Genomic DNA, 19,735 nt, shown 5'->3' with positions numbered 1-19,735 from the left:
GCGCGGCGACGACGTCGTCGAACGTCCGCTTCATGTCCAGCATCATGGCGTGCAGTTCGCCGTCGGCCCCTGCGGCCGCGTCACCAGGGATGTGGACCTGCCGCGGCTCGTTGTCCAGTTCCACCAGCCCGAGCGACTGCGCCAGCCGTCGGGCGGGGTCGATCGTGAGGACGACGACCGTCCGGCCGGCCTCGGCGGCGGCCAGGGCGAGCGCCGCCGACGTGGTCGTCTTGCCCACCCCCCCTGCGCCGCAGCACACGATGATGCGGGTCTCGCGGTCCTCGATCAGCGCACGCAGGTCCATCGGCGGGGCCAGTGGTCCCGGCCGGGCGGGCCGGTGCTGGCGCGCGCCGCGGGCGGACCCGGGAGTCGCCTCGCCGGCGGGCTGCGGCTCGGCGGCCATCACGCGGCCACCTCGCTGCGCAGGTGGTCCTCGAGGCGGCCCGCGAGTTCGAAGAGCGAACCGACGTCCATGGGGCCGGTCAGCAACGGCAGTTCGACCGTCGGCCGGCCGAGATCCTCCACCTCGTCGCGCAGCTCGTCCTGGGCCGCCCAGCGCTGGGCGTGCTCCGTCACCTCGGCGGCCAGGGCGTCCGCGAGGTCGTCGCCGCCGTGCAGGTGGGCGGCGGCGAGCGCCGGAGCGAGGTCGGCCCCGGTGAGCGTGCCCTCGGCGGCGCGCTGGAGGGCGGGCTCGGGCAGCACGGGCTCGGTGGCCATGTTCACGATCACCGACCCGATCGGCAGCTTGGCCTCGGTCAGCTCCGCGATGGCGTCTGCGGTCTCCTGCACCGGCATGTCCTCGAGCAGGGTCACCAGGTGCACGGCCGTCTGGGGCGAGCGGAGGACGGCCATGACGCCGTCGCTCTGGGTCTTGATGGGGCCGGAGCGGGCCAGCTGCGCCATCTCCGCCGTCACCCCGAGGAAGCGGGTGATCCGCCCGGTGGGCGGGGCGTCGACGACCACGGCGTCGTAGACGGGGCGACCGTCGCGACGGCGGGTCACCGCCTCCTTGATCTTGCCGGTGATCAGCACGTCGCGGAGGCCCGGGGCGATGGCGGTGGCGAAGTCGATCGCACCCATCTTGCGCAGCGCCCGGCCGGCCCGCCGCAGGTTGTAGAACATGTCGAGGTAGTCGAGGAGGGCCTCCTCGACGTCGATCGCGAGGGCCTTCACCTCCCCGCCGCCACGGACGACGGCCACCCGGCGCTCCTCGTACGGCAGCGGCGGGGTGTCGAAGAGCTGCGCGATGCCCTGCCGGCCCTCCGTCTCGACCAGCAGCACCTGGCCGCCGTCAGCGGCGAGGGCGAGGGCCAGCGCGGCGGCGACGGTGGTCTTGCCGGTCCCGCCCTTGCCGGTGACGACGTGCAGGCGCACGGAGGACGGGTGGGGGCTCACCCGCACCAGCGTAGGAGAAGGAACCCGTGCCCCCCACTCCTCGCAGGCTCGGCGCGGGGCCCTGCACGGGGCCGCGGGTCAGGTCACCCTGCTGCGCTAGCGTCCTGCCCATGACCGAACCGGCCCGCCGCAAGTGGGAGTACGCCACCATCCCGCTGCTGATCCACAACACCAAGGCGATCCTCGACTCCTGGGGCGTCGACGGGTGGGAACTGGTGACCGTCCTCCCGGGCCCCGGTGGCTCCGACCAGCTGGTCGCGTACCTCAAGCGCCCGTCATGACGGCCCCCGCCCAGGGGTGGCTCGCGCGCATGGCCGAGCTCGGCATCCGGCTGCCGAACGTCGCCGCGCCGGTGGCCGCCTACGTGCCCGCCGTCCGCTCGGGTTCGCTCGTCTTCACGTCCGGACAGCTGCCGTTCGTCGACGGGGGGATGCGCCGCACCGGCAAGGTCGGCGGCTCGGTCGACGTGGAGGCCGCGGCCGGCGACGCCAAGGTCTGCGCGCTCAACGCCCTCGCCGCCGTCCACGAGCTGGTCGGCCTGGACTCGGTGGCCCGCGTCGTGCGCGTCGTCGGCTACGTGGCCAGCGCCGAGGGCTTCACCGGTCAGCCGCGCGTGGTGAACGGCGCCAGCGAGCTGCTCGGCAAGATCTTCGGGGATGCCGGGCAGCACGCCCGCAGCGCCATCGGCGTGGCCGAGCTGCCGCTCGGCGCACCCGTCGAGATCGAGCTGACCGTCGAACTTCGGTGACCGGGCTGGGCGGGGGAGCGGGTACGGAGCCGAAGCAGGCCGCGACCGTCCTCATCCTGCGCGACGGGGAGTCCGGGCTCGAGGTCTACCTGCTGCGCCGCACCAAGGGCATGCCGTTCGCCGGCGGGATGACCGCCTACCCGGGCGGCGGCGTCGACCCCCGCGACGGCGACACCGAGATCGCGTGGTGGGGGCCGGGACCCGCGGACTGGGCCGCGGCCTTCGGCTGCGACGAGCGGATGGCGCGCGAGCTGGTCTGCGCGGCCGTCCGGGAGACGTTCGAGGAGGCCGGCGTCCTGCTGGCCGGTCACCCCGAGGGTGGGGACGTCGTCCCGGACGTGTCCGGGGACGACTGGGAGGAGCAGCGCCAGGCCCTGCTCGCCCGGGAGCTGTCCCTCGCGGAGCTGCTGGCCGGCCGCCGCCTCGCCGTCCGCTCGGACCTGCTCCGGCCGTTCGCGCACTGGATCACCCCGCCGGTCGAGCCGCGGCGCTACGACACCAAGTTCTTCGTGGCCGCGCTGCCGGTCGGCCAGGAAGCCCGGCACGTCTCGGGGGAGGCCGACGAGGCGTCGTGGCTGACGCCCGCGGCCGCGCTCGCCGAGCTGTCGGTCGGGGCCCGGCCGATGCTGCCCCCGACCAGCCACACCCTCGGTCAGCTGGCGGAGTTCCCCGACGTCGCCGCGGCGCTCGCGGGTTCACCGCCGGAGCCGCTGCACCCGATCAGCCCGACGTTCGAGGAGACCCCCGACGGCCGCTGGGCCGTGCTCCCCGACGGCACCCGCATCCGCATGGTCGTGCCATTACCTTCGTGACGCTCCGCGTCACACCGCCACCAGGGGCCGTTCCACTGCTGCGCTGAGCCGCGCCGTCGCGTCCGGCGGGGACCCTTCGGGCCCGCCACCGGTCACGACCTTCGCAGAGGCGAGTTCCCCCTACCTCGCCCTTCGGCGGAGGCGCTCCTCGTCGAGGACGACGACCGACTTGCCCTGCAGCTGGATCCAGCCCCGGTGCACGAAGTCGGCCAGCGCCTTGTTCACCGTCTCGCGGGAGGCGCCGACGAGCTGGGCCAGCTCCTCCTGCGTGAGGTCGTGCTTGACCCGCAGGCCCTCGCTCTCGCGGCTGCCGAAGCGGTCGGCCATCTGCAGCAGCGCCTTGGCCACGCGGCCGGGGACGTCGGTGAAGATCAGGTCGGCGACGGAGTCGTTGGTGCGGCGCAGGCGACGGGCCAGCACGCGAAGCAGCTGCTCGCCGATCTCCGGGTGGGCCTCGATCCACAGCCGCAGCACCGACTGCGGCATCCTGGCCAGCTTCACGTCGGTGACGGCGGTGGCGGTCGCCGTCCGCGGGCCGGGGTCGAAGACCGACAGCTCGCCGAACTGGTCGGACGGACCCATCACGGCCAGCACGTTCTCACGGCCGTCAGGGGCGCGGCGCGACAGCTTGATCTTGCCGCTCACGACGATGTAGAGACTGTCGCCGGGCTCGCCCTCGTTGAAGATCACGCGACCACGCGGCAGCGTGCTCATCTCCAGACGGCTCAGGACCGGCTCGACCGCCTCGTCCGAGAGCCCTTGGAAGAGCCCGGACTGGGCCAGCACCTCGTCCACTACACGTCCTCCCACAACAGCTCTGACGGAACGCTTCGGCGCCCGTGTCCGCAGGGGAGTCTAGGCGGCTGTGCCTTCCGTCACCCGTTCGGTGGGCGGCCGGGTCCCCCCTCCGAGCGAGTGGGATGGCGCACAGTCGGCTCAGACCATCGGTGGGTTCGTCGTCGTGCCGCGCTTCCCGCGCCGGCGGCGCCAGCGGAACAGGGCCCGGCGGATGCCCGACGAGGCGAGCGTGTCGACCTCGCCCGGCGTGGCGGTGCTCAGGAACTCCGACACCTCGCGCGGGGACGCCGGCCGGCGGAGCGGCTCCTCGACCCGCTCCATGACCAGCAGGAAGGCGATCAGGAGAGGGGGGAAGAGGATCACGCTGAGTGCGACCACGTGCTCGATGATCCCACGCCCGGACGGTGTCAGGGTTGCCGCCTACGCTCGACCGCGTGTCAGTGCCCGTCCCCGTCCCCGATCAGAGCTACGCCCGCCCGGTGCGCGCCCGGCGTCCGACCCCCGTCGCGCTGACCGGGGCGTCGCCCTTCGATCCGGACGAGTCGCCCCTCGCGCGCACCCGCCGGGCCCGGCGGATGGCCCGCGAGCTCGCCGTCATCCACCCCGACGCGCACTGCGAGCTGGACTTCACCAACGCCTTCGAGCTGCTGGTCGCCACGGTCCTGTCGGCGCAGACCACCGACAAGATGGTCAACAAGGTCACGCCCACGCTGTTCGCCCGGTATCCGGACGCGGTCGCCCTCGCCGGGGCCGACCGCGAGGAGCTGGAGGCGATTCTCAAGCCCACCGGCTTCTTCCGGGCGAAGGCCAACTCCGTCCTGGGTCTGAGCCAGGCGCTGGTCGAGCGGTTCGACGGGAAGGTGCCGGGCCGGATGGCCGACCTCGTCACGCTGCCCGGCGTCGGCCGCAAGACCGCCAACGTCGTCCTCGGCAACGCCTTCGACGTCCCCGGGCTGACCGTCGACACGCATTTCGGCCGTCTCGTGCGGCGCTTCGGCTGGACGGCGGAGGACGACCCGGTGAAGGTCGAGGCCCAGATCGCCGAGCTCGTGCCGAAGAAGGAGTGGACCGACTTCAGCCACCGCGTGATCTTCCACGGGCGTCGCGTCTGCCATGCGAAGAAGGCCGCCTGCGGCGCCTGCGGCCTGGCCCGCTGGTGCCCGTCGTTCGGCATCGGCCCGATCGATCCGGAGGTGGCGCTGAAGCTCGTCAAGTCGCCTGCGGCATCGGACACCGAGTGACGGCCCGACGCGGGATCGCCGCCCTCGGCCTGGCAGCGTTGATCGCCGGCTGCACCGCGGAGCCGGAGCCGGTCCCTCCCGCACCGGAGAACGATCCCGCCGCTGTGGCGACCGACCTCCCGCCGTGCCCCGAGCAGGAGGACGCCGTCGCACCGGCCGGGGCCCCCGACCTGGCGTTCGACTGTCTCGGCGGTGGGACGCTCGACCTGACGCGCGCCCCCGGTTCCCCGACCGTGCTCAATCTCTGGGCCACCTGGTGCGCTCCGTGCCGTGAGGAGCTCCCACTGATCCAGCAGTTCGCCGACGAGGCCGGCGACCGGGTGCGGGTCATCGGGGTCAACAGCCAGGACGGCGTCCCCCAGGCGACGTCCTACGCGGCGGACGCCGGGCTCGGCTTCCCGATCGCCTACGACGGAGACGGGGAGCTGGCGGCCCAGTTGGGGCTCAACGTGCTGCCGTTCACCGTGTTCGTCGCTGCGGACGGGTCCGTCACGCACGTCCAGCCCGCGGTGGTGACGTCCGTGGACGAGCTGCGCAGCCTCGTCGCCCAGCACCTCGGGGTGCAGCTGTGAGCGATCTCCCCGAGTACCTGGCGCGCCTGATCGAGTCCGCTGCCGACCTGCCGCTGCGGCACCGCATGCCGGAGGCGTCGGCGACGGCCCGCCGGTCGGCGGTGCTCATCCTGTTCGGCGAGGGCCCGATGGGGCCCGACGTCCTGCTGATCGAGAAGTCGGCCCACCTGCGCAGCCACGCCGGCCAGCCGGCCTTTCCCGGCGGGGGCGTCGACCCGGGGGACGACTTCCCGGTCGGGACGGCGCTGCGCGAGGCCGAGGAGGAAGCCGGGATCGACCCCGAGGGCGTCCGCGTCGTGGCGACCCTCCAGGAGCTCTACCTGCCCCCGTCGGACCGGCTCGTCGTCCCGGTGGTGGCCTGGTGGGACGACCCGCGGGACGTCAGCGTCGGCGATCCGCGGGAGGTGGCGAGGGTCGCGCGGGTGCCGCTGGCCGACCTGACCGATCCGGCCAACCGGTTCCGGGTCAGCCATCCCATGGGTTACATCGGCCCGGCGTTCGCCGTCGCCGACATGCTCGTCTGGGGCTTCACCGCCGGGCTGCTGGAGGCGATCCTCGAGGCCGCCGGGCTGGCGCAGCCGTGGGACGAGCGCGACGTCCGGCCGCTGCCGGCCTCGGCCATCCGTCCCTACCGGCTGCCCGGGTCCGTCGACGCCGGCGGGGAGGAGGACGCCGCCGCGCCGACGGTCGCCGATCCCGCGCCCGACGGCCCCCCGACGCGTACGGTTCCGCCCCGATGAGTAGAAGGAGAAGGACCCCGTCCTCCTCACCATTCGCAAGCTCATGGCGAGCCTCTGGACGGGGCCACCGGGCATCGACCGCCGTGATCCTGGCGCTGATCTCCGGGCTCCTGGTCGGCTGCGGTGGCGACGAGCCGTCGTCCGCGGCGCCCGTGACCACCGCTGCCGGCGTCGGCGAGGTGACGACGGCCGACGACGGCGTCCAGGAGATCACCCTGCAGACGCAGGACGACTACGTGTTCACCCCCGACCGGTTCACCGTCGCCCCCGGTCCGGTGCGGCTCACGGTCGTCAACGTGGCCGAGCAGATGACCCACAACCTGAAGTTCACGACGGGGGAGGGCCCCGAGGAGATCACCGAGGGCATCTCCATCCTGGCGCCGGGCGAGGAGAAGACGATCGAGTTCGAGGTGACCGCCCCCGGCGACCATCCCTTCGAGTGCAGCCTCCACGTCCAGCTCGGTCAGGTGGGCACGATGACGGTGCGGGGCTAGGCCGTGTCCGTCGTCGACCTCGTGCTGATCGCCCTCGCGCTGCTGTTCGCCCTGTCGGGATTCCGGCAGGGGCTGCTCGTCTCCTCCAGCTCGATCCTCGGGTTCCTGGGCGGCGCGGTGCTCGGTGCCCAGTTGTCCGGGCCCGTGGCCGACCGCATCGACGGGTCGAGCGTGACGCGGGTGTTCGCCGCCCTCGTGGTGGTGCTGGCGGGCGCGCTCCTCGGCCAGATCCTGGCCGGCGCGGTCGGGCGGGCGATCCGCTCCCACGTGACGTGGGAGCCGGCCAAGATGGTCGACTCGGTCGCCGGCGCCGTCGTGTCGTCGGCCGCGGTGCTGCTGGTGGCCTGGATGGTCGCCTCCCCACTGGCCAGCTCGCCGTTCCCGCAGGTCTCCAGCCAGGTGCGGCAGTCGGCGCTGGTGCAGGCCGTCGACGCCGCCGTCCCGGACGGCGTCCGGAACGTCTACGACAACCTGCGGGAGGCCATCGACCGGCGCGGCCTGCCCGACGTCCTCGACCCGCTCACGCCCACCCAGGTCCGCGACGTCCCCGCGCCCGACGACGCGCTGACGGCCAGCCCGGTCGTCGCCTCCGTCCAGGGCTCCGTCGTCAAGGTCACCGGGATCGCGCCGTCGTGCTCGCGGCAGATCGACGGCTCCGGGTTCGTCTACCACCCGGAGCGGGTCATGACGAACGCGCACGTGCTCGCCGGCGTCACCGACCCGGTCGTGATCGCCGAGGGCGAGGAGTACGACGCGACGCCGGTCTACGTGGACGAGCTCACCGACGTCGCCGTGCTCGCCGTCCCCGGTCTGCCGACCGTGCCGCTGACCTTCACGCCGGAGCGGGCGGAGTCCGGCGACGACGCGATCATCATGGGCTATCCCGGCGGCGGCCCGTTCTACGTCGGACCGGCGCGGGTGCGTCAGGGTGGCGAGATCAGCGGTCCCGACTTCCGGGACACGCAGAACGTCGAGCGCGACGTGTACGCGCTGTTCGGCAGCGTCCGGTCGGGCAACTCCGGCGGGCCGCTCTTCGACACCGAGGGCAGGGTGCTCGGCGTCGTCTTCGCCTCGGCCATCGACGACCCGAACACCGGCTACGCGCTGACCGCCCAGGAGGTGGCCCCGGCCGCGACCGCGGGCAGCCGGACGTCGGCCGAGGTCACGACCGGTCCCTGCGAGTAAGGCCCCGGTAAGGGCCCCGTCCTCCCCACCCCTCGCGAGCTCCGGGCGGTGCCCTGGACAGGGTCGGACGGCTTTCTCAACGAGCCCAATCGGCGATGGCCCCGCTGATGAGGTCGGGTGCCTCCTCCTGCGGGAAGTGGCCGATGCCCGGCAGCTCGCGCCACTCGTACGCCCCGGCGACGTAGCGGCCGGAACCGCGCGCGGTGGATGCGAGCACGCAGCTGTCCTGCTGGCCGTGCAGCTGCAGGGTCGGTGCCGTGACGGGGGCGGCCATGCGGCGGGCGTAACGGAGGCCGTCGGGCCGCAGCTGCGAGCGGGCCGCCCAGCGGTGGTACTCCATCGCGCCGTAGGCGGCCTGCGGGATCCGGGACGCGGACCGGTAGCGGTCGACGGCTTCCGCGAAGTCGGCCGTGCGCCGCCACTCCGGCCCGGCCCAGCGGTGCATCAGATCGGCGACCGGGTCGTCGTCGGCGCGGGTCAGCATCCGCTCGGGCAGCCGGGGCACCTGGAAGCGCAGGGCGTAGCGGGAGGCCTTCCGTTGCTCGCGGTCGGTCATCCCGGACCGCAGCTGACGCGGGTGTGCCATCGAGAGCACGACCAGCCGGCGGACGCTGCGCGGGTGCAGCGCGGCCACCGTCCAGCCGAGCAGCCCGCCCCAGTCGTGGCCGACCACCACCGCGTCCTGCTCGCCGACCGCCCGCACCAGCGCCGCGATGTCGGCCGCAAGTGTCGGCAGGTCGTATCCGCGGGGTGGCTTGTCGCTGGCCCCGTAGCCGCGCAGGTCCGGCGCGACGACGTGGTACCCGGCCTCGGCCAGGGCGGTCAGCTGCGACCGCCAGGTCCACCAGAACTGCGGAAAGCCGTGCAGCAGCAGGACCAGCGGCCCCTGCCCGGTCTCCGCCGCGTGCAGGCGGACGCCGTTGCAGGAGATGTCGCGGTGGGTCCAGGGGCCTGGCAGCAGGACGCTCGTCGCGTCGGGCCGGCTGTCGGGCAGGCCCGTCATGACGGGAGGGGCAGGGCCGTCACAGCGTGTACGAGTCGGCGCCCTGCCGCTTGACCTTGCCGTTGACGACTTCGGGGACGGCCCGGTGCCGCTCGCCCGGCGCCTCCCGGTGGGCGAGCTCCGGCAGGTCCTTCAGCGTCTCGATCGTGCGCTCCGGCTTCTCGATCCTCTTGATCATGCGCAGGCCGATCAGCGCGGCGCTGCCGGCGAGCAGGAGCAGGAAGACGGTGACGATCCCGTAGGAGACCCAGCGCGGCAGGCCCAGGGCCGTGAGCGCCTCGGCGACCGTGACGAAGAAGTAGATCCCGGCGAACGCGGCGAACACGCCCGCGGCACCGAACAACCCGACGCTGATGCCGGCCTTCTTCGCCGACCGGCCGACCTCGGCCTTGGCCAGCTCGATCTCGCTCCGGATCAGCGTCGACATGTCCGCCATGGCGCTCTGCACGAGGGTGCCGACGGAGGGCTCCCCGGATCCCGCGGCCCGGACAGCCGGCGCCGTGCTGGACGCGCTGGACACACTGTGGGCCACGGGTGGCTCCTCCTCAGACGTCGGTACTGGTCAGGGGAATCGTGCCGTACGACGCCCGGGCCCGCGCCCCCTAGTCCTCCGAAGGAGCGGCCGGCAGCTTCTCCTTGATCATGTTCATGACGCTGGAGTCGGTCAGCGTGGTCACGTCGCCCAGCTCCCGGTTCTCGGCGATGTCGCGCAGCAGCCGGCGCATGATCTTGCCCGAGCGGGTCTTGGGCAGCTCCTGCACGACCATGATCTGGCGCGGCTTGGCGATCGGGCCGATGTCGCGCGCCACGTGGTTGCGCAGCGTCTGCACCAGCTCGTCGCCGGAGTCGGTCCCGCTCTCGCGCAGGATGACGAACGCGACGATCCCTTGTCCGGTGGTCGGGTCGCTGGCGCCCACGACCGCTGCCTCGGCGACCGCCGCGTGCCCGACGAGCGAGGACTCCACCTCGGTCGTGGAGATGCGGTGGCCGGAGACGTTCATGACGTCGTCCACCCGGCCGAGCAGCCAGATGTTGCCGTCGGCGTCCTTCTTGGCGCCGTCCCCGGCGAAGTAGACGTTCTTCCCGAACCGCGACCAGTAGGTGTCGACGTAGCGGTCGTCGTCGCCCCAGATGGTGCGCAGCATCGACGGCCACGGCTCGGTGAGCACGAGGAGCCCGGTCGAGTCGTCGGCCAGCTCGTTGCCCTCGTCGTCCACGACCTTCGCGGAGATCCCGGGGAAGGGCACCTGGGCGGAACCCGGCACGAGCTTCGTCACGCCCGGCAGCGGCGTGATCATGTGCGCGCCGGTCTCGGTCTGCCACCAGGTGTCCATGATCGGGCAGCGGCCGCCGCCGATGTGCTCGTGGTACCAGAGCCACGCCTCCGGGTTGATCGGCTCCCCGACCGACCCGAGCACCCGCAGGCTGGAGAGGTCGAAGCCCTTCGGGACGTCCTCGCCCCACTTCATGAAGGTGCGGATGACCGTGGGCGCCGTGTACAGGATCGTCACGCCGTACTTCTGGATGATCTCCCACCAGCGCCCGCGGTGCGGCGTCTCCGGCGTCCCCTCGTACATCACCGAGGTGGCCCGGTTGGCCAGCGGCCCGTAGACGATGTAGCTGTGGCCGGTGACCCAACCGACGTCGGCGGCCGTCCAGTACACGTCGTCGTCGGGCTTGAGGTCGAAGGTCGCCCAGTGCGTGTAGGCGACCTGGGTCAGGTAGCCGCCGCTGGTGTGCAGGATGCCCTTCGGCTTCGCCGTCGTCCCCGACGTGTACATGATGTAGAGCGGGTGCTCGGCGTCGAAGGACTCCGGCTCGTGCTCGGTCGACTGGCGCTCGACGACGTCGTCCCACCAGAGGTCGCGGCCCTCGGTCCACTCGACGTCCTGCTCGGTCCGCTTGACCACGATGACGTTGCGGACGCCGGGGCTGCGGCTCACGGCGTCGTCCACGGCGGGCTTGAGGGCGCTGGGCGCCCCCCGGCGGTAACCGCCGTCGGAGGTGATCACCAGGACGGCGCCGGCGTCGTCGAGCCGGCTGGCGAGCGCGTCGGCGGAGAAGCCGCCGAAGACCACCATGTGGACGGCGCCGATGCGAGCGCAGGCCAGCATCGCGATGACCGTCTCCGGGATCATCGGCATGTAGATGGCGACCCGGTCGCCCGCCCGGACCCCGAGCTCCAGCAGGGCGTTGGCGGCCTTGCAGACCTCGTCCTTGAGCTCGGCGTAGGTGATGCGGCGGGTGTCGCCGGGCTCGCCCTCCCAGAAGTAGGCGACCTGGTCGCCGTGCCCGTCCTCGACGTGCCGGTCGACGCAGTTGTAGGCGACGTTGAGCTTGCCGCCGACGAACCACTTCGCGAACGGCGGGTTGCTCCAGTCGAGGACCTCGTCCCACTCCTGGGTCCAGGTCAGCCGGCGCGCCTGCTCGGCCCAGAACGCCAGGCGGTCGCGCTCGGCCGCGTCGTAGACGTCGGGACCGACGTTCGCGTGCGCGGCCAGCTGCTGCGGCGGATCGAAGGTGCGTCCCTCGGCGTGGCTCGTCTCGCTCATGCGCTGCCTCTCAGGTGTTCGTGGCTCCGACCACACCGTATGGCGTCGGGAGCGTCCGCGTCTCCCCGGCCCGGGCGGGGAACCGGAACGGCGGGGACCAGACTGGGCCGGTGGGCACCGGGCTGCAGTCGCGCGTGGCTGCAGGGATCCCCGGTGCGGCGGCGCTCGGGCTCCTGGCCCCGCCCTCGGCTGCCGTCGTCCCGGCGACGGCGCTGGCCGATCCTGGGTGGACGGCGGAGCTGCTGGCGCTCCGCGCGGGGACCCTCGGGTCGGCCGATCCGCGGGTGCAGGCGACGGTCTGGTGGTACTCGGCGTCGCTGGTGCTCGTGACACCCGCGCTGGCGGGGCTCGTGACCGGGACGCCGCTGTCGGCCCGCCTGGCCGACACGGCCATGGCGTTCCTGCCGGGCGGGCGGCCGGTCGCGGCGACGTCGTCCGCACCGGGTGGGGACGTCGCCGCGGAGCTGCGCGCGTCCCTCGCGGCGGTCGTCGCGGCGGTGGCCGAGGCCGGCCGGATGCGGGAGCGGCCCCTCTGGGGGATCGCCACGGACTCCGTCGCCAACCAGCTCCTGGCTCTCGGCCGGGCGCTGGGCGACGTGGAGCGGGTGACGGGGTCGGCCGCGAAGCTGGCCGCCGCGGTCGGAGCGCCGCTGCCGGTACCGCGCTACGTCGACGTGGGCGACACGCGGTTCACCCTCCGGGCGTCGTGCTGCCTGATGGACCGGCTGCCCGGCGGATCGATGTGCACCTCCTGCCCCCGCCGCCCGCCCGGGGAGCGGCTGGAGCTGCTCCGCTCGCTGTCTCGCCGTCGGCCGTCGGCGGGGCGATGATCGGCGCAGTCGACGACGACTGGGGAGAGCCGCATGTCCGTCATGCCCGCCGCGTTCTTCGGTCACGGCAACCCGATGAACGCGCTGGAGAAGAACCGGTACACCGAGGCCTGGCAGGCGTTCGGACAGGCGGTGCCGCGTCCCCGGGCGATCCTGGTGATCTCCGCGCACTGGTACGTGCACGCGACCGCCGTCACCGCGATGCCCCGCCCGCGCACCATCCACGACTTCTTCGGCTTCCCGCGCGAGCTCTTCGAGGTCGACTACCAGCCGCCCGGCCTGCCGGACCTGTACGAGGAGGTCGCCGACATCGTGCACCCGACGTGGGTGGGCGCCGACCTCGACAGCTGGGGCATCGACCACGGCGCCTGGTCGGTGCTGATGCACGCGTTCCCCGACGCCGACATCCCCGTCGTCCAGTTGTCGATCAACGCGCTCAAGTCCTTCGACTACCACCTGCAGCTCGGGGCGGCCCTGGCTCCGCTGCGCGAGGACGGGGTGCTGGTGATCGGCAGCGGCAACGTGGTGCACAACCTCGGCGGGGTCAGCCGTGCCCTGCCCGACTCGGGTTTCGAGTGGGCGCAGCGGTTCGACGAGCAGGCCAAGGAGATGATGCTGACCACGCCGACCGAGGTCGGCCGGCTCGACGGGCACCGCGACTACGACCTCGCCGTCCCGACACCGGACCACTTCCTGCCGCTGCTCTACGTCGCCGGCGTCGCCGGTGCGACGAGCGCGCCGGTGGACGTCCTGGTCGACGGCTACGCCTACGGCTCGCTCTCGATGACCGCCTACAGCGTGGGGATGGCCTCGCCGCCGTCCTCCGGATCCGGCGTGGCCGCCCCGCTGCCGGAAGGGCCACCCGCCGACGGCGCCAACATCTAGCCGGGCGTTCCCGCGGGAACGTCGTGGCCTGAGCTCGGCATCCGCGCCCGGAGCAGCGGGACCGCAGCCCTGGCGTCGTGCGCGGCGAAGGAAACCGTCGTGACCGTCGTCGTCCGCCCGTCGATCTCCGCCTCCGCGGGCGGGGAGAAGCGGAGCTCGACGTGCGTCTCGCCCATGAACGACACCGCGAGTCCGTCGCCGCCGACCTCGACCGTCCGCTTGTGCTCGCCGGTCACGTGCTTCCGCACCGCCGTGAGCGTGTCGAGCCGGACGCGCACAGTGCGGAAGTGCCCGAACCGCAGCACGAGTTCCCCGCCGCGCAGCAGGTGCGGGCGCTGGCGCAGCGTGCCGTCGAAGGCGACGAAGGCGAGCAGCCCGTAGACGCCGAGGGCCAGCAGCGTCCAGCGCAGCGGCGGCCAGGAGACCAGCACGTGGACGACGGCCGTCTCCAGCACGCCGAGTACGACGAGCGTCCAGAGGAGCACCCGGTCCAGGCCGTTGTACGGCAGTGCGACGTCCCCCGGACCGACGTCCACGCGACCCCGGACGGTCCACCACAGCGCCCGCGCGAGGCCGGCCTGGCTCCGCGCGAACCGGCGGACGAGGCGGCCGATCACGCCGTGCGCCCGGACGGCCGGCCGTCGTCCGCGTCCGGTGGCCGGAGGTCGCTGATCCGGGGGAAGGGGTCGGTCGAGAAGATCGTCTCGACCGGCAGCCCGAAGAACTCCGCGATCCGCAGGGCCAGGTGCAGGCTGGGGTTGTACTCGCCGCGCTCGAGGTAACCGACGGTCTGGTAGTGGACGCCGAGGGCGTCGGCGAGCTGTCGCCGGGTCACGCCCTGCTCGGCCCGCAGCAGCGCGATCCGGTTGTAGACGGCGTCGCCGGCCCGTTCTGCGCTCACTTGACCCACTGCAGCGCGGCCTCGCGCGCCTCCTGCACCTGCGAGCCCGACTGGCGGCGCGCCATCCGGCGCAGCACCGCCGGGGTCACGAGCAGGCCGGCGACCGCCCACGCGACGAGGACGGCGACCGTCGTCCCGGTCCGCCACGAACCGCCCAGCTCGGCGGCCGCCGCGGAGTCGGGGAGGAAGGCAGACCGCATGCCGAGGCCGATCCAGTACGTCGGGAAGACCTGGCCCACGACCTGCACCCAGCCCCAGAGCGCCTGCATCGGCGCGAAGATCCCCGAGATCGCCGTGACGACGAGGACGGGGAGCATCCCCCAGGTGCCGACCTTCTGGACGCCCGGCACGATCGAGCCCAGCACCATCCCGATCGGCAGGGTGGCCAGGAGGCCGAGGACGAGCACCCACGCGAAGGTCAGCCAGCCCGAGGCGCCCTCGCTCATCAGGCCGTCGAAGAGCAGGAAGCCCGGCACGAGGATGACCAGCAGCAGCGGCACCAGCCCCAGCGAGTGGTAGAGCAGCTGACCGGTGACGTAGCCCTGCATCCCGTGGGGCACGGCCTTGTGCCGGAGCAGCGTGCCGTCCTCCCGTTCCATGGCGAGGCTGTACGCCGGGCCGATGATCACGCCGAACGCCAGCAGCGCCCCGAGGATGCTCGGCAGGGCGACCGTGGGCATCAGCAGGTCGGTGCCCTCGACCTCGCTGTCGCGGTTGAACCAGAGGTAGGCCAGCGTGACCACGCCCATGAACAGGTAGAAGCCCTGGTCCTGGGGGCTGCGCAGGCTGAACCGGAACTCCGTCCACCCGCGCCGCAGGCCGAGACCGATCGCGTGCCAGGTGTGGTTCATCGGGTCGCCTCCTCGAGGGTCGGCGCGGTCCGTTCGCCGGACTCGAACCGCTGCACCATGGCGATGTAGGTGTCCTCGAGGCTCGCCCGGCGGACCTCGAGGTCGGCGATCTCGTCCCCGTGCTGCTCGAACAGCCGCCGGACGAAGGACGTCGGGTCCTCGGTCGCGTGCACGAAGTGCTCGCCACCGCGCGCCCAGCGCACCTCCGAGCTGCCGGCGACCTGCCGGGTGAGCGCCTCGGCGCTGCCGTCGGCCACGATCCGGCCGTTGGCGAGGATGAGGATCCGGTCGGCCAGCCGCTCGGCCTCGGCGAGGTCGTGCGTGGTGAGCAGGATGCTGGTGCCCTCCAGGTCGGAGAGCCGGTGCACGAGGTCGTGGAAGTCCCGCCGAGCCTGGGGGTCGAACCCGGCGGTCGGCTCGTCCAGGAACAGGAGCTCCGGGCGGCCGACGATGCCCACGGCGACGTCGAGGCGGCGCCGCTGCCCGCCGGACAGCATGTGGATCTTGCGGTCGGCGTTGTCGGTCAGCCCGACGGTGTCCAGGAGCCAGTCCACCTCGTACGGGCGCGGTCGGTCCGGAGTGGCGTAGGGGGCGAAGTAGCCGCCGAGCTGTTCGAGCAGCTTGCGCGGGGTCCAGCGCGCGTGGTCCCGCCACGACTGGAGGACGACGCCGACCCGGGCGCGCCAGGCGTCACCGCCGTGGGCCGGGTCCTCCCCGAGCACCTGCACGTCCCCGCCGGAGCGCAGCCGGAAGCCCTCGAGGATCTCGATCGTCGTGGTCTTGCCGGCGCCGTTGGGGCCGAGCAGGCAGACGACCTCGCCGGTGTGGACGTCGAGATCGACCCCGGTCAGCACCTCCCGCGGGCCGTAGCTCATCCGGAGCCCGCGGACCCGGACGACGGGCTCCGCTCCGGGCTGGGACTGCACGCTCATCGCCACACCACCTGGGGTCGGCCGGTAGGTGGGCCCGATAGTAGGAGTGCTACATGTGCAGTACAAGTGCTTTCGTGGCGGCTCAGTCCGGTTCGTCGTCCTCGTCGACCGTCCCTCGCGGGTCGTGCAGGTCCACGACGTCCCCCACCACCCACACCGCCGGCGGACGCACCGCCTCCTCGACCACGGTCCGCGGGAGGTCGGCGAGCGTGGTCCGGACGGTGCGCTGGGTCGCTGTCGAGCCGTCGGAGATGATCGCCACCGGCGTACCCGGCGCGCGGCCGTGCTCGACGAGCGCGGCGGCGATCGCGGGGGCGGTGTCGACCCCCATGAGGACGACGACGGTGCCGCGCAGCCGCCCGATCGCGGCCCAGTCCACCAGCGACTTCGGATGACCGGGCGGCAGGTGGCCGGAGACGACGACGAACTCGTGCGTCACGCCGCGGTGGGTCACCGGGATGCCGGCCAGCCCCGGGACGCCGATCGCGCTCGTCACACCGGGCACCACCTCGACGGCGACCCCCGCGGCCACGCACGCCTTGAGTTCCTCCATCCCCCGCCCGAAGACGAACGGGTCGCCGCCCTTGAGACGCACGACCCGTCGGCCGGCGAGCGCGTGCTCGACCAGGAGCGCGTTGATCTGCTCCTGAGCCATCGACCGCCCGCGCGGCAGCTTCGAGGCGTCGATGACCTCGACGTCGGTCGGCAGGGAGGCCAGCAGGGACAGCGGCGCGAGGTGGTCGGCCACCACCACGTCGGCCTGGGCGACCGCGTGCCGTCCACGCACGGTGATCAGCCCCGGGTCCCCCGGGCCGCCGCCGACCAGGACGACGCTGCCCGGCCGGGTGCCGTGCGGTGCCCGGGAGGTGCGGTCGGCGACGGTGCCGTCGGTCAGCCCGGCGAGGACGGCGTCGCGCACCCCCACCGCCCGCTGCGGATCGCCGCCACCGTGGACGCCCACGACCAGGTCGCCGTGGCGGCCCACCGCGGGGGTCCAGGCGCTGGAGGCGGAGCGGTCGTCGGCGCGGGCGCAGAAGATGCGGGCGCGCTCGGCCTCCGCAGCGACCGCGGCGTTCACCGCGGGGTCGTCGGTGGCCGCCATCGCGTACCAGGCACCGTCCAGGTCGCCGGCCTCGTACCGCCGCGCGATCCAGGTGAGCGAGCCCGGCTCGACCAGTGCCTCCAGCGCGGGCGTGACGTCCGGGCTGACGACGGTGACCCGCGCGTGCGCCTCCATCAGGCCGGCCACCCGCCGGTGGGCGACCTGCCCACCGCCGACCACGACCACGTGCCGCCCGTGCAGCCGCAGGCCGACGGGGTAGACCGCTCCGCCGGCCGGGGCTGTGCCGTCCCCTGCCCTCCCAGCGCTCACTTCTCCGTCACGCCCGCCGAGTCGAACGTCGCCACGTCGCGCAGTGCCCGGGCCGCGCTCGCCACGAGCGGCAGGGCCAGCAGGGCGCCGGTGCCCTCGCCGAGCCGGAGGTCCAGCCCGAGCAGCGGACGCAGTCCCAGGTGCTCGAGGGCGAGGGCCGAACCCGGCTCGGCGGACGTGTGACCGGCGATCGCGTAGTCCAGCGCCGGCGGGCAGAGGGCGGCGGCGACCAGGGCCGCGGACGCCGCGATCGCGCCGTCCAGCAGGACCGGCACCCGGGCGGCCGCTGCGCCCAGCACGAAGCCGGCCAGCGCCGCGTGCTCGAGCCCGCCGACCTCCGCGAGGACGGCGAGCGCCGCCTCCGGCGTCCTCGGACGGACGGGGACCCGGCCGACGGCCCGGGAGACCACCTCGACCTTGCGGGCGAGGGTCGCGTCGTCCACGCCGGTGCCCCGGCCGGTCGCGGCCGCCGGGGTCGCGCCGGTGAAGGCGCAGACCAGGGCCGCGGACGCCGTCGTGTTCGCGATCCCCATGTCGCCGGTGACCAGGCAGGGGGACGCCGTGGCCAGTCGGAGGGCCACCTCGATGCCGGCCTCGACCGCCTGCCGGGCCTCGTCGACGGTCATCGCCGGACCCACGGCGAGGTCCGCCGTCCCGGGCCGGACCTTCCGGTCCAGCAGTCCGTCGGCCGGGTCCAGCGGCGAGGCCACCCCGACGTCGACGACGACGACCTCCGCGCCGAGCTCGGCGGCGAAGGCGTTCACCACCGCGCCGCCGGCGAGGAAGTTGGCGACCATCTGCGCCGTCACCTCCTGCGGCCACGGGGTGACGCCCTGGGCGTGCACGCCGTGGTCCGCGGCGAAGACGGCGACCACCGCCGGAACCGGCAGGGGAGCGGGGCAGGCGCCGGCGATCCCGGCCAGCTGGGCGGCGACGTCCTCCAGGACGCCGAGGGAGCCGGGCGGCTTGGTCATCCGGTCCAGTCGCTCCCGGGCGGCGCGCTCGGCGGCGGCGTCGCGCGGAACGACGGCGGCGATCGTGTCGGCCAGCAGGGTGCCGGCGAAGTAGGTGCTCAGGAGATCTCCTCGGCCGCGGGTTTTCGGCAAGGATCCCAGCGAGGGCGGCGGCGAACGACCGGGAGGTCCCCGGGTCCCGGACGGCGACCCGCAGGTGGCCGGCGGCGAGGCCCGGGAAGCTGTCGCCGTGGCGCACCGCCACCCCTGGTCGCGCAGCGCCCGGTGGACGCCGCCGCCCGGCGGGAGGTCCTCGCAGACTGTGACACGCCCGTGTCGGATGACTTGACGACTCGGAAAGTCGGCCTCCATACTTTCCGACATGGAAAGCGACGGCGGGACGATGGACGCGACGACGGCTGCGGCGGAGCTCGCCGCCCTGGGCGAGGACCGGGCCGCGCTGGCCGGACGGGTGGTGCAGCCCTGGTGGTACGACGCCCTGCTCGGGCTGCTGGTCGCCGGCTTCCTCTCGTCGTACGCGACGCACGACGCGTGGGTGATCAGCGGTGCCCTGGTCCTGCTCCTCCTCGGCCTCCGGGGCCTGATGGCTCTCTACCGCCGGATCACCGGCGTCTGGGTGAACGGCCTGCGGCCCGGACCGACCCAGCGCGCCGTGAAGGTGTGGTTCGTGGTCTACGCGCTCGTCGTCGGCGTCGCCGCGATGTTCGAGTTCCTGCTCGACGTGCGCGGAGCGATGGTCGTCGGCGGGATCGTGGTGGGCGTCGCGATCGCGGTCATCAGCCGCTGGTGGACCCGGATCTACGTGGCCGAGCTCCAGGGCGAGCTGTGACGGCGGTCCAGCCCCGGTTCGACGCGGTGGTCCACATGCCACCCCGCCTCCAGGTCTGCGGACTGCTCGCCGCGGTCGACGACATGGACTTCGCCACCGTGCGCGAGCACGTGGGTGTCAGCGACTCGGTGCTGTCCAAGCACGTCCGCCAGCTGGAGGAGGCGGGCTACGTGAAGGTCCGCAAGTCGACCCGGGCGTCCCGCGTGCGCACCAACCTCGCGCTGACCGGGGAGGGGCGGAAGGCCTTCGAGGCCCACGTCGCCGAGCTGAGGCGGATCACCGGCGGCTGACAGAGTGACCGCGTGGGCGAGCGACGGGACCAGCTGCTCGACCTCGCCCTGGTGGTCGTCGTCACCGTCGGCGTCGGCATGGTCCTCGGGGCGCTGGGGCTGCCGTCGCCCACGCTGTTCGCCGGTCTGCTCGTCGGCCTCGGCCGCGCCCTGGGCTTCCCCCGCCGGCTGACGGTGCCCGGGACGGCCATGACCGCGGCGCAAGCCGTGCTCGGCGTCTCGATGGGATCGCTCATCGACCTGGAGACCCTGCGGGCGGTCGCCGCGAACTGGCTGCCCGTCCTCGCCGTCACGGTCGCCACGCTCGGCCTCAGCCTCGGTGCGGGGCTCC

At 73.5% G+C, this 19,735-nt stretch carries 26 protein-coding genes; 13 read left to right on the top strand and 13 right to left on the bottom strand.

The window, feature by feature from the left end; translation table 11 throughout:
• Positions 1–403: ArsA-related P-loop ATPase (locus E4P40_RS18490; RefSeq protein ID WP_167762289.1), on the bottom strand; the 403-nt coding region annotated here is incomplete at its 3' end.
• Positions 403–1,395 (bottom strand): ArsA-related P-loop ATPase, encoded by a 993-nt coding sequence (locus tag E4P40_RS18485; protein WP_135159974.1) that lies wholly within the window; start codon positions 1,393–1,395, stop codon positions 403–405. The genes E4P40_RS18485 and E4P40_RS18490, both read right to left, overlap by 1 nt.
• A gap of 110 nt (positions 1,396–1,505) precedes the next feature.
• Between E4P40_RS18485 and E4P40_RS28185 the strand changes: the two genes are divergently transcribed.
• The 3 genes from E4P40_RS28185 to E4P40_RS18475 are packed head-to-tail and all read left to right on the top strand — an operon-like array spanning position 1,506 to position 2,955.
• A complete protein-coding gene (locus tag E4P40_RS28185; protein ID WP_167762288.1) occupies positions 1,506–1,676 on the top strand; it encodes a hypothetical protein in 171 nt (56 codons plus the stop codon).
• Complete coding sequence (locus E4P40_RS18480; protein WP_135159973.1) at positions 1,673–2,143, top strand: RidA family protein; 471 nt, start codon at positions 1,673–1,675, stop codon at positions 2,141–2,143. Before E4P40_RS28185 ends, E4P40_RS18480 begins: the two co-directional genes overlap by 4 nt.
• Positions 2,140–2,955: an NUDIX domain-containing protein gene (locus E4P40_RS18475; RefSeq protein ID WP_245160427.1), complete on the top strand. Its 816-nt coding sequence runs from the start codon at positions 2,140–2,142 to the stop codon at positions 2,953–2,955. The genes E4P40_RS18480 and E4P40_RS18475 overlap by 4 nt, the downstream gene beginning before the upstream one ends.
• A gap of 120 nt (positions 2,956–3,075) precedes the next feature.
• Here the strand turns inward: E4P40_RS18475 and E4P40_RS18470 are convergent, their stop codons facing one another.
• Together E4P40_RS18470 and E4P40_RS18465 are read right to left on the bottom strand one after the other, a co-directional pair.
• A complete protein-coding gene (locus E4P40_RS18470) occupies positions 3,076–3,750 on the bottom strand; it encodes a Crp/Fnr family transcriptional regulator (RefSeq protein WP_135159972.1) in 675 nt (224 codons plus the stop codon).
• A 141-nt stretch (positions 3,751–3,891) separates the two neighbouring features.
• On the bottom strand, positions 3,892–4,131 hold the full coding sequence (locus E4P40_RS18465) for a hypothetical protein (protein WP_135159971.1): 240 nt from the start codon (positions 4,129–4,131) through the stop codon (positions 3,892–3,894).
• A gap of 56 nt (positions 4,132–4,187) precedes the next feature.
• Between E4P40_RS18465 and nth the strand changes: the two genes are divergently transcribed.
• The 5 genes from nth (at position 4,188) to E4P40_RS18440 (ending at position 7,985) form a co-directional block, all read left to right on the top strand.
• Entirely contained in the window at positions 4,188–4,994 is an 807-nt protein-coding gene (gene nth / locus E4P40_RS18460) for an endonuclease III (RefSeq protein ID WP_245160426.1), read from the top strand.
• Complete coding sequence (locus E4P40_RS18455; RefSeq protein ID WP_135159970.1) at positions 4,991–5,566, top strand: TlpA disulfide reductase family protein; 576 nt, start codon at positions 4,991–4,993, stop codon at positions 5,564–5,566. Before nth ends, E4P40_RS18455 begins: the two co-directional genes overlap by 4 nt.
• The gene (locus tag E4P40_RS18450) at positions 5,563–6,306 is read left to right on the top strand and encodes a CoA pyrophosphatase (protein WP_209305407.1); all 744 of its coding nucleotides are present in this window, start codon (positions 5,563–5,565) and stop codon (positions 6,304–6,306) included. The genes E4P40_RS18455 and E4P40_RS18450 overlap by 4 nt, the downstream gene beginning before the upstream one ends.
• A gap of 83 nt (positions 6,307–6,389) precedes the next feature.
• Positions 6,390–6,800: a plastocyanin/azurin family copper-binding protein gene (locus E4P40_RS18445; RefSeq protein WP_245160425.1), complete on the top strand. Its 411-nt coding sequence runs from the start codon at positions 6,390–6,392 to the stop codon at positions 6,798–6,800.
• 3 nt (positions 6,801–6,803) lie between these two features.
• The gene (locus E4P40_RS18440) at positions 6,804–7,985 is read left to right on the top strand and encodes a MarP family serine protease (protein WP_135159968.1); all 1,182 of its coding nucleotides are present in this window, start codon (positions 6,804–6,806) and stop codon (positions 7,983–7,985) included.
• Between the two features lie 76 nt (positions 7,986–8,061).
• On the opposite strand, the gene E4P40_RS18435 is transcribed toward E4P40_RS18440, so the two are convergent.
• The 3 genes from E4P40_RS18435 to acs all read right to left on the bottom strand — a co-directional run bounded on the left by E4P40_RS18435 (position 8,062) and on the right by acs (position 11,540).
• Complete coding sequence (locus E4P40_RS18435) at positions 8,062–8,988, bottom strand: alpha/beta hydrolase (RefSeq protein ID WP_135159967.1); 927 nt, start codon at positions 8,986–8,988, stop codon at positions 8,062–8,064.
• Positions 8,989–9,007: 19 nt separating this feature from the next.
• On the bottom strand, positions 9,008–9,520 hold the full coding sequence (locus E4P40_RS18430) for a phage holin family protein (RefSeq protein WP_135159966.1): 513 nt from the start codon (positions 9,518–9,520) through the stop codon (positions 9,008–9,010).
• A gap of 70 nt (positions 9,521–9,590) precedes the next feature.
• Positions 9,591–11,540, bottom strand: coding sequence for an acetate--CoA ligase (gene acs / locus E4P40_RS18425; protein WP_135159965.1), 1,950 nt, complete (start codon positions 11,538–11,540; stop codon positions 9,591–9,593).
• Between the two features lie 110 nt (positions 11,541–11,650).
• Between acs and E4P40_RS18420 the strand changes: the two genes are divergently transcribed.
• Positions 11,651–12,370: a (2Fe-2S)-binding protein gene (locus tag E4P40_RS18420; RefSeq protein ID WP_135159964.1), complete on the top strand. Its 720-nt coding sequence runs from the start codon at positions 11,651–11,653 to the stop codon at positions 12,368–12,370.
• A gap of 33 nt (positions 12,371–12,403) precedes the next feature.
• Positions 12,404–13,255, top strand: coding sequence for a 4,5-DOPA dioxygenase extradiol (gene ygiD / locus E4P40_RS18415; RefSeq protein WP_209305406.1), 852 nt, complete (start codon positions 12,404–12,406; stop codon positions 13,253–13,255).
• Here the strand turns inward: ygiD and E4P40_RS18410 are convergent.
• The 6 genes from E4P40_RS18410 to cobT form a co-directional block, all read right to left on the bottom strand.
• Entirely contained in the window at positions 13,252–13,872 is a 621-nt protein-coding gene (locus tag E4P40_RS18410; protein ID WP_135159963.1) for a hypothetical protein, read from the bottom strand. The genes ygiD and E4P40_RS18410 overlap by 4 nt on opposite strands.
• Complete coding sequence (locus tag E4P40_RS18405) at positions 13,869–14,156, bottom strand: helix-turn-helix transcriptional regulator (protein ID WP_135159962.1); 288 nt, start codon at positions 14,154–14,156, stop codon at positions 13,869–13,871. The genes E4P40_RS18410 and E4P40_RS18405 overlap by 4 nt, the downstream gene beginning before the upstream one ends.
• Complete coding sequence (locus E4P40_RS18400) at positions 14,153–15,007, bottom strand: ABC transporter permease (protein WP_135159961.1); 855 nt, start codon at positions 15,005–15,007, stop codon at positions 14,153–14,155. Before E4P40_RS18400 ends, E4P40_RS18405 begins: the two co-directional genes overlap by 4 nt.
• A complete protein-coding gene (locus E4P40_RS18395; protein WP_167762287.1) occupies positions 15,004–15,939 on the bottom strand; it encodes an ABC transporter ATP-binding protein in 936 nt (311 codons plus the stop codon). The genes E4P40_RS18400 and E4P40_RS18395 overlap by 4 nt, the downstream gene beginning before the upstream one ends.
• 82 nt (positions 15,940–16,021) lie before the next feature.
• The gene (gene cobA / locus E4P40_RS18390) at positions 16,022–17,311 is read right to left on the bottom strand and encodes a uroporphyrinogen-III C-methyltransferase (protein ID WP_135159960.1); all 1,290 of its coding nucleotides are present in this window, start codon (positions 17,309–17,311) and stop codon (positions 16,022–16,024) included.
• Positions 17,308–18,417 carry a nicotinate-nucleotide--dimethylbenzimidazole phosphoribosyltransferase gene (gene cobT, locus E4P40_RS18385; RefSeq protein ID WP_245160424.1) on the bottom strand — a complete coding sequence of 370 codons (1,110 nt, stop codon included), beginning with the start codon at positions 18,415–18,417 and terminating at the stop codon, positions 17,308–17,310. The genes cobA and cobT overlap by 4 nt, the downstream gene beginning before the upstream one ends.
• 229 nt (positions 18,418–18,646) lie before the next feature.
• On the opposite strand from cobT, the gene E4P40_RS18380 reads away from it, so the two are divergent.
• The 3 genes from E4P40_RS18380 to E4P40_RS18370 all read left to right on the top strand — a co-directional run.
• Positions 18,647–19,114: a hypothetical protein gene (locus tag E4P40_RS18380; RefSeq protein ID WP_135159959.1), complete on the top strand. Its 468-nt coding sequence runs from the start codon at positions 18,647–18,649 to the stop codon at positions 19,112–19,114.
• A 35-nt stretch (positions 19,115–19,149) separates the two neighbouring features.
• Positions 19,150–19,404: a transcriptional regulator gene (locus E4P40_RS18375; RefSeq protein ID WP_245160423.1), complete on the top strand. Its 255-nt coding sequence runs from the start codon at positions 19,150–19,152 to the stop codon at positions 19,402–19,404.
• Between the two features lie 12 nt (positions 19,405–19,416).
• Positions 19,417–19,735, top strand: a 319-nt coding sequence (locus tag E4P40_RS18370; protein ID WP_209305405.1) for an AbrB family transcriptional regulator, incomplete at its 3' end; no start/stop codon positions are given.

It is taken from the genome of Blastococcus sp. CT_GayMR20 (assembly GCF_004570345.1).
The sequence above is the reverse complement of the archived record's forward strand: the minus strand, read 5'-3'. Positions and strand labels throughout refer to the sequence as shown.